This window comes from Corynebacterium cystitidis, from assembly GCF_900187295.1.
GTDB classification, from domain to species: Bacteria; Actinomycetota; Actinomycetes; order Mycobacteriales; family Mycobacteriaceae; genus Corynebacterium; species Corynebacterium cystitidis.
Genome location: NZ_LT906473.1, coordinates 1,632,301 through 1,645,496, shown reverse-complemented (window position 1 = coordinate 1,645,496; position 13,196 = coordinate 1,632,301). Strand labels below are relative to the sequence as shown.

Annotated in this window: 13 protein-coding genes; 10 read left to right on the top strand and 3 right to left on the bottom strand. The window is 58.9% G+C overall.

The features are described from left to right. The first annotated feature begins 2 nt into the window (after window positions 1-2). Entirely contained in the window at window positions 3-2,111 is a 2,109-nt protein-coding gene (locus CKV99_RS07735; protein ID WP_169872616.1) for a RecQ family ATP-dependent DNA helicase, read from the top strand. Window positions 2,112-2,255: 144 nt separating this feature from the next. Here CKV99_RS07735 and CKV99_RS07730 read toward each other — a convergent pair whose 3' ends face one another. Beyond that, a complete protein-coding gene (locus CKV99_RS07730; RefSeq protein WP_092258613.1) occupies window positions 2,256-2,675 on the bottom strand; it encodes a DUF3806 domain-containing protein in 420 nt (139 codons plus the stop codon). 36 nt (window positions 2,676-2,711) lie between these two features. On the opposite strand from CKV99_RS07730, the gene CKV99_RS07725 reads away from it, so the two are divergent. From CKV99_RS07725 to ppk2, 8 genes are all read left to right on the top strand, one after another. After that, window positions 2,712-3,557, top strand: coding sequence for a TatD family hydrolase (locus CKV99_RS07725; RefSeq protein WP_092258610.1), 846 nt, complete (start codon window positions 2,712-2,714; stop codon window positions 3,555-3,557). A 214-nt stretch (window positions 3,558-3,771) separates the two neighbouring features. Next, entirely contained in the window at window positions 3,772-4,902 is a 1,131-nt protein-coding gene (locus tag CKV99_RS07720) for a resuscitation-promoting factor (protein ID WP_092258607.1), read from the top strand. A 22-nt stretch (window positions 4,903-4,924) separates the two neighbouring features. Beyond that, entirely contained in the window at window positions 4,925-5,803 is an 879-nt protein-coding gene (gene rsmA / locus CKV99_RS07715) for a 16S rRNA (adenine(1518)-N(6)/adenine(1519)-N(6))-dimethyltransferase RsmA (protein ID WP_092258604.1), read from the top strand. Further along, window positions 5,790-6,812, top strand: a complete 1,023-nt coding sequence (locus CKV99_RS07710) for a 4-(cytidine 5'-diphospho)-2-C-methyl-D-erythritol kinase (RefSeq protein WP_092258601.1) — start codon at window positions 5,790-5,792, stop codon at window positions 6,810-6,812. Before rsmA ends, CKV99_RS07710 begins: the two co-directional genes overlap by 14 nt. 38 nt (window positions 6,813-6,850) lie before the next feature. Next, complete coding sequence (locus tag CKV99_RS07705; protein ID WP_092258598.1) at window positions 6,851-8,662, top strand: ABC-F family ATP-binding cassette domain-containing protein; 1,812 nt, start codon at window positions 6,851-6,853, stop codon at window positions 8,660-8,662. Window positions 8,663-8,691: 29 nt separating this feature from the next. Further along, window positions 8,692-8,823: a hypothetical protein gene (locus CKV99_RS14970; RefSeq protein WP_256232232.1), complete on the top strand. Its 132-nt coding sequence runs from the start codon at window positions 8,692-8,694 to the stop codon at window positions 8,821-8,823. A 44-nt stretch (window positions 8,824-8,867) separates the two neighbouring features. After that, complete coding sequence (locus tag CKV99_RS07700) at window positions 8,868-9,191, top strand: putative quinol monooxygenase (protein ID WP_169872615.1); 324 nt, start codon at window positions 8,868-8,870, stop codon at window positions 9,189-9,191. Window positions 9,192-9,252: 61 nt separating this feature from the next. After that, window positions 9,253-10,107, top strand: a complete 855-nt coding sequence (ppk2, locus tag CKV99_RS07695) for a polyphosphate kinase 2 (RefSeq protein WP_092258595.1) — start codon at window positions 9,253-9,255, stop codon at window positions 10,105-10,107. Window positions 10,108-10,117: 10 nt separating this feature from the next. Here ppk2 and CKV99_RS07690 read toward each other — a convergent pair whose 3' ends face one another. Then, the gene (locus CKV99_RS07690; protein ID WP_092258592.1) at window positions 10,118-10,918 is read right to left on the bottom strand and encodes an HAD family hydrolase; all 801 of its coding nucleotides are present in this window, start codon (window positions 10,916-10,918) and stop codon (window positions 10,118-10,120) included. A gap of 35 nt (window positions 10,919-10,953) precedes the next feature. On the opposite strand from CKV99_RS07690, the gene CKV99_RS07685 reads away from it, so the two are divergent. Then, window positions 10,954-11,934 carry a 3-hydroxyisobutyryl-CoA hydrolase gene (locus tag CKV99_RS07685; protein ID WP_092258589.1) on the top strand — a complete coding sequence of 327 codons (981 nt, stop codon included), beginning with the start codon at window positions 10,954-10,956 and terminating at the stop codon, window positions 11,932-11,934. Window positions 11,935-11,966: 32 nt separating this feature from the next. On the opposite strand, the gene CKV99_RS07680 is transcribed toward CKV99_RS07685, so the two are convergent. Beyond that, complete coding sequence (locus CKV99_RS07680) at window positions 11,967-13,154, bottom strand: DUF6882 domain-containing protein (protein WP_092258586.1); 1,188 nt, start codon at window positions 13,152-13,154, stop codon at window positions 11,967-11,969. Window positions 13,155-13,196 lie beyond the last annotated feature (42 nt).

The following is a 13,196-nucleotide window of genomic DNA, read 5'->3' as shown; positions in this document are numbered from 1 at the left end:
CTATGACAAGGTCGGAGACTACTACGGGGACTCAACAACTGGCTACGCGCGCTGAGGCTGATCAACTCCTGAAACTGATTGCCGGTGGGCACGCCACGCTGCGAGGCGACCAGTGGGTGGCAATTGACGCGTTGGTGAATCAGCACCGCAGGATGCTTGTTGTCCAGCGTACGGGTTGGGGGAAGTCGGCGGTGTATTTCATCGCGGCGAAGCTGCTGCGTGCGCGGGGTGCTGGTGCGTCGGTGATTATTTCGCCGTTGCTGGCCCTGATGCGCAACCAGGTAGCGGCAGCGGGCCGCGCCGGGATTAAGGCCGCCACAATTAACTCGGCGAACATGACGCAGTGGGACCAGATCCAGGGGCAAGTCTCCTCGGGGGAGGTCGATGTGCTGTTGATCAGCCCGGAACGCCTCAATAATCCGGATTTCCGCGACCAGGTGTTGCCCCAGTTGGCAGCCACGGTGGGCATGGTGGTGGTGGATGAGGCGCACTGTATTTCGGATTGGGGGCATGACTTCCGCCCGGATTACCGTCGCATTCGCACACTTCTCGACGATTTACCCTCCCACACCCCAGTGTTGGCAACAACGGCGACGGCCAACGATCGTGTGGTGGGTGATGTTACTGCTCAGCTGGGTGAAGGCACTGGGGTGTTGCGTGGTGGTCTTGATCGCGAGTCGCTTGCTTTGAGCGTCGTTAAGCTCCCTGATTCTACGCAGCGCGCCGCCTGGATTGCTTCTCAGCTGGACTTTCTGCCGGGGTCGGGAATCATCTATTGTCTGACGGTGTCTGCAGCGGAGGATGTGGCCGAGGCACTGGAGGCCGTCGGCTGGAATGTCGCCGCTTATACGGGGCGCACTGAGGCTGCTGAGCGCGAAGAGTTGGAACGCGCCTTGATCAATAACGAATTGAAAGCGCTGGTGGCCACGAGCGCTTTGGGCATGGGTTTTGATAAGCCGGATGTGGGTTTTGTGGTGCATCTGGGCGCGCCGAGCAGTCCAATTAGCTACTACCAGCAAGTGGGTCGTGCTGGCCGTGGCACTGAGCACGCCGAGGTGATCCTGCTGCCTGGCCCTGAGGACACAGATATTTGGGAGTACTTCGCGTCTGCGTCCATGCCGGATGAAGCGACCGTCCACCAGCTCATCGGTGCGCTTGACGACGAGACCCCGCTTTCTACTGCGAGGCTAGAAAACATGGTGGATCTGTCACGCTCGCGCATCGACCAAGCGTTAAAAGTGCTTGATGTCGACGGTGCCGTCAAGCGGGTCAGCGGTGGGTGGGTGTCCACTGGGGCGGGGTGGGAGTATGACCGTGCCCGGTACGGTGGCCTTGCGCAGGCCCGCCAGGCTGAGCAGGACGCCATGATCGAATACCAGAACGTGGAAACATGTCGCATGGTGTTTTTGCGCCACCAGCTTGATGATCCCACGATCACCCCAGGCGAAGCCTGTGGTCGTTGCGATAACTGCACCGGCCGCCACTTCTCAGCCCAGGTGGACCCGGCGATGGCGCAGCGTGTCGACGAGCGGCTGCGCAGCCCCGGTGTGCGTTTGACCCAGCGCAAGATGTGGCCAACGGGTTCAGCCCGCAAAGGCAAGATCCGCGGGGTGCTTCCAGGCCGGGCGTTGGGCAGGCTGAACGACATTGCTCGTGGCCCAGCTTTGGCTGAGCTGCTGGGACAGAATACGTGGCGGCCGGATCCGTCCGTGAGTTGGCAGGAGGACCCGTGGTTGCGCCGCGTTATCGCTGTGCTCGCCGATTGGGGCTGGGAGACCCGCCCGAACACCGTTGTCGCTTTAGGCAGTGAGGACCCGGCGCGCCACGGCCTCATTGTGGCTCTTGCCCAGGCGGTGGCGCAGGTGGGGCGCATGACGTTTGGGGGTGTGGTTGGTACACGTGGTGAGCCGGTGGCCGCCCACAACTCGGCTTACCGGGTCAACGCGCTGCATGAGCACTTCATATATTCAGATGTTTCTGTGTCGGAGGGGCCTGTTTTGTTGGTCACAGACATCGTTGATACTGGTTGGTCGGTCACGGTGGCGGGCGCTGACTTGGTGGTGCAGTTCTGCACCGATGTGTTGCCACTGGCGGTGGCGTCGCGAGGTTAGGAGACAAAAAGTGCAAGGATGTGCTTAACGACGACACCCTCGCCTACCTGGATGAGTGGTTCGCGATGAAGTAACCGCCTCTGCTTACGTGCTCATTGTGTGGTCTGCAAGCTCCCGATCACCCGAATCAGCTGTGCGAGCAACTCAACGAGCACGGAACTGCTTCACAAACGCTGTGAGCTTGCCGGGAGCCTCGTCGTCGAACCGTGACGATACTACAACTAGGGGGGCGGTGTAGTGGCGCTTCTCCCTGTCATTCATCTTGCCGTCTTTGTGAGAGGACGCGACGACAAGATCGGTGCCATAATCGTCGGCAAGCACCTGCCAGCTGAAACCCAGTTCTCGGCATAACGCATCTCCCAGGGCGGTGCCGTAGATGCGGGCGGTTTGTCCGCGTGGGAATTCCTGCTGCAGATCAGGATCGAGGCCCAGGAACTGCTCGAGTTCGCGCTCGAAGCTGGCTACGATGTCATCGACAGATCCGTTGATGCCACGCAGAGCGGCTGCGGCGAGATCGTAGGTGATCTGGGTTCGGGTGGCATCGTCGATCGGCGAAAAGCTCATGTGGTCCATCCTAGGTCGACCGATACAATGGGGCGCATGTCGAGGAAGAAGCCACGTCCCACGCCCGTTCCTGCCGCAGGCCTGTCTGGCCTGGTTGATGCGCATACGCACCTGGCAAGTTGCAAGGCGCGCACGAAGGATGAGGTGGATGCGATTGTGGCGCGTGCGGTCGATGCTGGGGTGGAGCGGATCTGCACCGTCGGTGATGGGCTGGCAGAAGCCGAGTTGGCGCTTGCGGCGGCCCACTTCAATGAGCAGGTTTATGCGGCGTGCGCGATTCATCCCACGCGTGCGCAGGAGCTTGACGACGATGCCCGTGCCCGGCTTTCCGAGATGGCGCAGGACCCGCGCTGTGTGGCGATCGGGGAGACTGGTATTGATACATATTGGTTACGGCACGACCCGGACCGGACTGCGCCTCTTGGGGTGCAGGAGGAGGCTTTTCGCTGGCATATTCAGTTGGCGGTGGATTCGGGTAAGGCGTTGATGATTCATAATCGCGAGGGGGATGCGGACATGATGCGGATCCTGGCTGATTCGCCACGCCCACGTGAGGTGATGTTGCACTGCTTTTCTTCCCCATTGGCTGTTGCGCGTGAGGCGATTGAGCGCGGCTACATTTTGTCGTTTGCGGGCAATGTGACGTTTAAGCGCAATGACGAGCTGCGCCAGGCGGCTGCGGAAGCGCCGGTTGGCCAGCTGTTGATTGAAACGGATGCCCCTTATATGACTCCGGAGCCATTTCGCGGGGCGCGCAACGAGCCGGCCCTAGTGGGGCATACGGCGTTGTGTGTTGCGCAGGCGCGTGGGATGGATGTGGCTGCGCTTGCCAGCGAGGTGCGGGATACATTTGAGCGGGCGTTTCAGACTGCTAAACTGTGAAGAAAATCACATTTCGATTAATTGCAGGAGAAGTGTTTCAATGGGGACGGGTGTTATCTTTGTGACTAATGTGGCTTAATGGTTTGTAACGTTCTGGTAAATGATACGCTGTTACCGTATCGTAATCGCTAGTAAACACGATGAGTTTCAGGCTCCCCGTGGCAAGTTTCTACTTTCAATACTGTTTTCAATACTGTGAGGACGCAGAGAATTTATGTCAGCTCAGCGGATTAAGAAGTCCACCTCCCTGCCGGTGAAGGTCGCTACTGGCACCGTCTTGGGTGGCCTGGCAGTCGGCAGCATTGCAGCCGCGGGCGCGGCCCAAAAAGATGTCACTATTGATGTCAATGGTCAGCAGCAGTCGCTGTCTACTTTCTCGGGTGATGTCGAAGGTGCCCTCGAGGCTGCCGGTATTACCGTTGGGGCTGAGGATGTGGTGTACCCAGCTCCTTCGGAAAAGCTATCCGGGGGAGATGTCATCACTGTAAAGACCGCCAAGCCGGTTGCTGTTATCGTGGACGGGGAGGAGCAGACGGTTACGTCTACTGCTTCTACCGTCGAGGCGTTGGTGGCCGAGGTGGAGGAAATCAATCCTGGCTCCGCGTATAACGCAGATCCAAAAGAGCCTGTCACAGAAGGCATGACGCTGGACGTGACCACCCCGAAGATCGTCGCTATCAACGACGGTGGTTCGGTGACCTACACCTCCATGGCGAAAAAGACGGTGGGCGAGCTTCTAGCAGCCCGTGGTGTCACTGTTGACTCCTTCGATCGCGTCACCCCAGCGCTTGATGCGCCTGTGACACCAAACCAGGAGATCCGCATCGATCGCGTTGACGTGCGCGATAATGTTGAAACTATCGCCGTTGAGGCACCCGTTAACTACGTGGATGATGCGAACCTTGAGCGCGGTACCGAAGAGGTCCGCGAGGAGGGCCAGGACGGCGAGAAGCGGGTAGTTAACCGCGTAACGTACGTAAACGGTGTGATTGAGTCCGAGGAGAAGCTGTCGGAAGATGAGGTCCGCGCAGCGAAGCCAACCACCATCGCGCGTGGCACCAAGGCTCCTCAACAGACCGTGGCCCCAGCAGTAGCTAATGGCTCCGTGTGGGATTCCCTGGCCCAGTGCGAATCTGGTGGTAATTGGTCCATTAACACCGGAAACGGCTACTACGGTGGCCTGCAGTTCTCCCAGTCCACCTGGGCTGCCTATGGTGGTACCCAGTACGCGCCGACGGCTAATCAGGCAACCCGCGAGCAGCAGATCGCTATTGCGCAGAAGACCCAGGCCTCCCAAGGCTGGGGCGCATGGCCCGCATGTACTGCGAAGCTGGGTATCCGCTAATTTCCGGCTACACTCGTGGTTTATGACCACAGCTGACTCCCACTTGCTTGGCCCGGTAGAGATCCGGGCCTTGGCAGAAGAACTGGATGTCACCCCGACGAAGAAGCTTGGACAAAACTTCGTCCACGACCCAAACACGGTTCGCCGCATCGTCGCGGACGCAGAACTTGAGCCTGACGATATCGTCATCGAGGTTGGCCCCGGTTTGGGTTCTTTAACACTTGGGCTTGTTGATACCGTGCGCCGCGTCTTGGCCGTCGAGATCGACCCGCGGTTAGCTGGCAGGCTTGCCCAAACGGTGGGGCAGCGCGCCCCCAACTATGCTGAACGTCTCAACGTTTTCAATCTCGACGCTCTTCGCGTCGGCGCAGATGATCTGCCCGAGGCGCCAACCGCGCTGGTGGCGAACTTGCCCTACAACGTGTCAGTGCCAGTCTTGCTCCACCTCCTTCAATGCTTTCCGACGATCCACCGGGTGCTTGTCATGGTGCAACTGGAGGTTGCAGACCGGCTAGCGGCAGACCCGGGGTCGAAAATCTACGGTGTGCCCAGTGTGAAAGCATCCTTCTACGGAGATGTCCGCCGTGTCGGTGTTATCGGCAAAAACGTGTTCTGGCCGGCCCCCAATATCGAATCTGGTCTGGTGCGCATAGATGTAAATAATCCGTATCCGCGCGAGCTGCGCGACAAGGTTTTTCCCCTTGTCGATGCTGCTTTTGCCCAGCGGCGCAAGACCCTACGCGCATGTTTGGCGGGTGTCTATGGTTCTGCCCCCGCCGCCGAAGAGGCGTTGCGCGCGGCAGGCATTGACCCACAGCTCCGCGGCGAGAAGCTGCATGTGTCCGACTACGTACGTTTGGCTGCCACAGAGTCGGAGGATCGCTTTCATGTCCGCAGGTAATATTCTCGCCATCCCCATGGCTTTCACCGCACGTGCCTACGGCAAGGTCAACCTGCACCTTGGGGTAGGGCAGGCGCGTGACGACGGCTACCACGATCTGACCACCGTCTTCCAGGCTGTCAACCGGCCTGAGACAGTTACTGTGCATGTCTCGCCTAGTTTCGAGCAGGCTGATCCGGCTCAAGTCATCGAGTCGATGCACACCGTATTCAATGTCAACGAGCCTGGTGAAAATATTGATGGCCCCAGCAACCTGGCGTGGAAGGCTGTGCAGGCGGTCGTCGATAAGCACCAAGCGATATTTGGCGAACATCAGCCCAGCTTGCCGAAAGTCCGCATCACGGTGGATAAAACCGTGTTTGTCGCAGGCGGAATGGCTGGCGGCTCCGCGGACGCCGCGGCGGCCTTGGTGGCTGCCAACGAGTACCTCGACGTGCACGGCGTGCGCGGATTAGAAGAGGATACCCTCTACGAGATCGCCGCACATTTGGGCGCTGACGTGCCATTTTGCCTGATGGGTGGAACGGCTCTGGGGACTGGTCGTGGCGACGCGTTAGCCCCCATGATGGTGCGGGGCACCTATTGGTGGGCTTTTCTGTCACAACGTGAGGGCTTATCAACAGGCGCCGTCTTCGAGCGTCTCGACGATATGCGACACAACGACGTCACCCTAGTGCCACGACTGAGCACCGAAGACATCGGTCACGCCCTCATCAGCGGTGACCCCCGCGATGTAGCAAAAGCCCTGCACAATGATCTTCAGCCGGCAGCCTTGGCGATGCACCCGAACCTGCGCCGCACGATGAAGCACGTTAAGGAACTAGATGTTCTCGCGGCGCTGGTATCGGGCTCAGGGCCCACGCTGGCTGTGTTGTGTGATAGCGAGGAGCAAGCACAACGAGTCGTCGATACGCTTGCCTATGCCGACGACGCACCCGCCTACGAGGGATTTGTTGCACACTCGCCGTCTGGCGGAGCCCACGTGATTACGTGGGATGCCGGGGCCTAAGTCGACGGGAGTTTAAGGGCCTAGAATAGGGATCTATCATGGCGAATTTGATCAATTTAGAGAATGTGTCGAAGACGTGGGGGCTAAAAACCCTCCTGGATCGGGTCTCCCTCGGTGTGCAAACAGGCGACCGCATTGGTGTGGTCGGCCTCAACGGGGGCGGAAAAACAACGCTGCTGGAAGTCCTTACTGGTCTTGAGGAACCTGATGAGGGGCGTGTTTCGCACAACTCAAACCTGCGCATGGCGGTGGTGACCCAACGATTTGATCTTGATGACGATCTGACCATCGGCGAAGTTGTCGTGGAGCCGTTGGGGTTGCAGACCTTCGAATGGGCCTCCAACGCGAAGGTGCGTGAGGTGCTTGCCGGCACCGGCGTTGTGGACCTGGGATTGGATACGACCGTGGGAAATCTGTCTGGTGGCGAGCGCCGGCGCGTGAACCTGGCGGCGGCGCTCGTGCAAGATTTAGATCTTGTGGTGTTGGATGAGCCTACCAACCACCTCGATGTGGAAGGCGTGCAGTGGCTGGCGGAGCACTTGGTGAGCCGCAAGGTTGCGGTGGTCGTTGTCACACACGATCGCTGGTTCCTGGACACCGTTGCTACGTTAACCTGGGAAGTCCACGACGGCCAGGTGGATGTGTACGAAGGAGGCTACAACGATTGGACTTTCGCGCGTGCTGAGCGAGCACGCCAAGCCGATGCAATCGAGCAGCGCCGCCAAAACCTGGCACGCAAAGAACTGGCGTGGTTGCGCCGCGGAGCCCCGGCGCGTACCTCGAAGCCGCGCTACCGCATCCAAGCCGCCGAGGCGCTCATCGCAGACGTGCCCGCCCCGCGCGACAAGGTTGAGCTCATGAGCTTTTCACGCCAGCGGCAGGGGCGTGTAGTGGTGGAGTTGGAGGACGCGCGTATCGACGCCCCCGACGGCCGGGTGCTCGTGGATCACTTGACGTGGCGGCTGGCTCCAGGTGAGCGCATTGGCCTGGTGGGTGTCAATGGTTCCGGCAAGACCACGCTGCTTAAAGCAATTGCTGGGGAGTATCCGTTGGCTGCCGGTAAGCGCATCGAAGGCCAAACAGTACGCATTGGCTGGTTGAAGCAGGAACTTGACGACCTTGACCCAGAACGCCGCGTCCTTGATGCGGTAGAAGACGTGGCTAATTACGTGATGCTGGGAAACAAGGAAGTCTCGGCCTCGCAGCTTGCGGAGCGGCTTGGTTTCTCCCCGAAGCGCCAGCGAACCCCCGTCGGCGACCTCTCGGGTGGTGAGCGCCGCCGCCTGCAACTGACACGGGTGCTGATGAGTGAACCCAACTTGCTGCTTCTCGACGAGCCTACCAACGACTTAGACATTGACACCTTGCAGGAACTCGAGGATCTGCTGGATGGTTGGCCCGGCACCCTTGTTGTGATTTCGCATGACCGTTACCTCATTGAGCGCATCGCTGACCATACTTACGCACTGTTTGGAGATGGGAAGCTGACCAACCTGCCGGGAGGTATCGCTGAGTACTTGGCGCGTCGTGAAGCGATGGAGGGCACCGGAGGTGTCCTTGACCTTGGCGAACACAGTAAAGAGGAACCCGCTGAAGGTTCGACACCACGCGGGCTGAGCTCCCAGGAAGAACGTGAATTGCGCAAGCACATGAACGCCGCGGAGCGGAAGATGGCGAAACTGGCCGAGAAGGTCACGACATTCGAACAGGAGTTGGCCACTATTTCCGCCTCGGATGATCCCGATTTTGCAAAGCTTGCACAGGTCAACGAGGAGCTGTCCGCCGTCCGTGCAGAACACGATGAGCTTGAAATGGAATGGTTGGAGCTAGGCGAGAAACTCGAGGGCTAAGATGTCCAGTTTGCACCCATGGGGCCTCGTTGTCGCTGCGGTCTTTTTGGGATGCCATGGTGCCTGGCTTCGCAGCGATAGCGGCCGATAGCAAGTTTTCCCGCGACGATATCGAGCGCGTGCAGTCGCAGATGGATCAAGTCCGCGAACTGGAAGGATAGTGCCGAGGCGGACAGAATCATACATCCTCGCTACAATTGGTGTCATGATTCTTATCAACGTTCGTTTCCGTCCACTTCCAGAGCACGTCGAGGACTTCCGCGAGAAGGTCGCCGACTTCACCGAGGCATCCCGCGCGGAAGAGGGTTGCATTTTCTTCGACTGGTTCCGTAACACCGATGACCCTAACGAGTACATTTTGGTGGAAGGCTTCAAGGATGATGCCGCTGAACCGCATGTGAACTCTGATCACTTCAAGGCAGCCCAGGAGCTGTTCCCAACGCTTTTGACCGAAACCCCGCAAATCATCAACACCCTCATCGAGGGCAAAACCGAGTGGGATGAGATGGCGGAGTTCCAGGTCAAGTAACCCGGTGCGGATGTAACCCCCGCTGAGTCGACCGTGCTGCAGGTCAGGTACCGTTATTTGCATGGGATCTGACAACACAAAAAAGCCACCAAAACTGTCTAAACAAGCCTATGAGCAGGAACTGAAGAGGCTGCAGGCAGAGCTGGTGGATATGCAGCAGTGGGTCGTCGAAACCGGCGCACGCGTGGTCATCATTATGGAAGGCCGCGATGCAGCCGGTAAAGGTTCGGCGATCAAGCGCATCACGCAGTACTTGAACCCGCGTACCTGTCGCGTCGAGGCGCTTCCGAAACCGAGTGAGCGTGAACAGGGGCAGTGGTATTTCCAGCGCTATGTGGAAAAACTGCCGACCGCGGGTGAAATTGTGATTTTTGATCGGTCCTGGTACAACCGCGCCGGCGTTGAGCGTGTCATGGGCTTTTGTACGTCCCAGGAGTATCGTCGTTTTCTGCACCAGGCCCCCATTTTTGAGCGTCTGCTTGTGGAAGACGGCATTATGCTGCGGAAGTACTGGTTCTCTGTTTCTGATGAGGAGCAGTACGCCCGTTTCCAGTCCCGCCTGGAGGATCCTTTGCGCCGCTGGAAGCTCTCACCGATGGACCTGCAGTCCATTACCCGCTGGGAGGAGTACTCCCGTGCGAAGGATGAGATGTTCATCCACACCGATATTCCCTCGGCGCCGTGGTACACCGTAGAGAGCGAAGACAAGAAGCGTTCACGCATTAACGTGATTTCTCATCTATTGTCCACAATTCCGTATGAGAAGATTGAGCGCCCGCTTCCGGAGATCCCGCAGCGACCTGATTCCAGCGACTACGTTCGCCCGCCCCGCGGCGAGTTCCGCTATGTTCCCGACCATGCTGCGAAGCTAGAGAAGGCCAAGAACGGCAAGAAAAAGAAGAAAAAGAACGCTTAACGACGAGGCCTTAGCTCAGCCACTGGCGCAGTGTTTTCAAGGCACCGTGGTTGGTATTGGTATCGGTGATCTCATGGGCAATTGCCTTCAGATCGGGGTGCGCGTTTCCCATAGCCACGGCAGTGCCAGCGGCTTGAAGCAGCTCAAAATCATTGAGGTAGTCGCCAATTGCGGCAGTATCTTTCTGCCTAATGCCCAGTGCTTTGGCTAGGTCCAGCAGTGCCACGCCCTTGTTGGCGCCCGGTGCCATGATGTCGAGCCAGTGCTTCGAGCTCACAGCCAAGGTGTGGTCCGCTGCCACTTCGCGGATGACGGGCAGCGCATCGCGTTCAGCATCGGTTTCAACGTAGAGTGCGATCTTGACAACGTGCGTATCGACGACATCCCGCAGGCTTCCCACGTGCTGGTTTGCGTGGTAGTACTTGTCCACTTCTGCGGTGACTTCCTCAGGCATTGTCTCGTCGGTGTAGGAGGAGTGTGCTTTGCATAGCACCACGTGGACGGGAAAGTTGACTGTATCGAGCGTGTCCAGGATGGTGTTGACCACGTCTTTGTGCATGCGCTTCTCGGCGACAACGTCGCCCTTGTGCCACACTACAGTGCCGTTTTCGGCGATGAAAGTGTCAGGACGCTGGTTGGTTTCTTCAAACATGTCACGCAAAGTGGCCAGCTGACGGCCCGAGGCTGGTGCAATCGTCATGCCTTGGAGTTTGGCGCGCCTAAGTAAATCCCAGAACTCATCGGGGATACGGCCGTTGCCGTCGAGAAGCGTTCCGTCCATGTCCAGTGCAACTAATCGTGGAGAACCCATAGCCAACTTCCTTGTGATGTGGAACACTGGGCGACATGAATCAACCAGTGACTGTTACCATCGAAAAGTCTACCGGAGTACTCACACTAGACCGTCCCAAAGCGCTGAACAGCTTGAGCCCCGAGATGATCGCCATCATCACCGAGGCCTTGGACCAGTGGCGCGACGATGACGGTATTGAGCAAGTAATCATTCACACTGAAGGCAAGCACTTCTGCTCCGGCGGGGATGTGCGTTGGGCTCGTGACAATATCCTTGACGGCAACCACGAAGCCGTCGATAAGTTCATGTCGGCCGAATACACGATGAACCAGAAGATCGCCGAATTTCCCAAGCCATATATCGCGCTGATGAACGGCGCGGCCATGGGTGGTGGCCTCGGTGTGTCCGCGCACGGCTCGCACCGCGTGATCACCGAAGACAGTTGGGCGTCCATGCCGGAAATGAATATCGGCTACATCACGGATGTGGGAATGTCACACATGTTCCAACATTTGCCAGGCCACCCGTCTACCGCACTAGGTAAGTTCTTGGCCATTACCGGTTACCGGCTCAAAGCTGGCGACATGATGGCCACCGGCCTGGCAACCCACCAGGTGGAATCTTTCGACGGGCTGCTTGAAGCCATCATCGAGCGCGGCCCCCAGGCCATCGACGACGCTGCGATCACCCCGCACCACGCTGAGCTGCCCAAAATTTACGCAGACATCGACGAAGCCTTCGTTGGCCCATGGTCGGAGATTCAGCAGCGGCTCTCCGGCGACCTGAAAGCTCTGGTTGCTGATCTCACCGCCCAAGCGTCACCGTCGATGATGGTGGCGGCTGCCGAGCTTTTCGACGCCAACGCTGACAAGTCGCTGGCCGAGGCCCTCGATAATGAGCGTGCCTTGGGAGTGGTGTCGCGCAGGGAACCCGACTTCGTCGAAGGTGTGCGTGCGGTGCTCGTCGATAAGTCCAACGATGCTAGGTTCGCACCCCAGGCCAATCCGGAGCGGTACCGCGAGGCGCTGAGCTAAAAAGTGAGCTAAAAAGTGAGCTAAAAAGTGAGCTAAACGGTGATCGAGCCGTCTGGGCCCACCGTGAGTCCGCGATGACGGGCATACGCACCGAGCGCACGCTCACGGCGAGGCGCGGAGAAGTCCTGGCCATCGAGAGCGGCGACCGTCGCGTCGACAGCCGCCTGCGAAGGCTGTGGCAGCGCAAGTTGTGGCCCGCCCAGCAGTACGGACGCATGAGTCTGCGGTGCAAGTGGCACAACAGTATGAGTCCACAAGCCGACAATGGGTTTGACAGCCACGATGTAATCGTCGATAAGCGGGGGTGAAAACTGCGGGCTTAAGAATTGTGGGATGCCGTTATCGACGGCGAAGCCACGCACCGTCGCAGCTGCTTGCGCAGCAGGTGAACCAGTGAGGTTTGGATCAGCCCACGCCCACGTTGCGCTGGCCTCATTGAACGTGGCAATGACCTGCATGGTCACTTCGAACGGGGGCTGTCCCTGCGGCTGAACAAGGGCGCGGCCTGCTGCCAGGTTCGGGCTCACAACAGCCTGAGGGAAACGGCCGTCGTAGAGGAACTGATGCTCGACAGACGTTAAAAACGCATCTGCTACCACATCGTCGAAAGACAGTCCACCACCAACATTGGTGACCTTGCCGTTACGGATCACAATCTCGGTGCCGTCAGACAGCGCGATCCCCTCGTCCGTTTGGCGCGCACCCACACCACGCGAAGCCGCGAATGCTGCAATGGCACGGTACACATCAACGTCGGGGTCGAGAGCGGCCACACCGTGCAGCAATGCCGGACGCAGGGGGCTGGTCGGGGGAGTGCCGTTGAGCGCCACGACGCTGCTAGAACCATCAGAATGTGGTGCGAGAAAAACCTGCGCGTTACCGAACAACGTGCGGGCGGCACGCAGGTGGAGGTCGTCGGCAGGCTGAACTTCATTCAGTGCCGCGATATCGAATGACTCGGTGCGGGCAGTGCGCCAGTGCCACTGGCCATCGCGGATGATCGCCACACGGGTGCCGGAGCCTTGTTCAGAGCGTCCGCCGGTGCGGTTAATCCGCAGATCGACGATCGCGTCGCGGGCGTTGTCTTCTGGGGAAACTCCGGAAAACTCGATGGATTCAATCAGTCCTGACACAGTCGTGGAGGTAGCGTCGACGTCGAACTGGGCAAGCGCTCCGTCTGTTACGATTTCTGTCAGGGAAGTCGGCATTCCAAAATCCATGGTCGTGTCTTTCTGATCGTGATAATTGGATCGTGCTGTTTA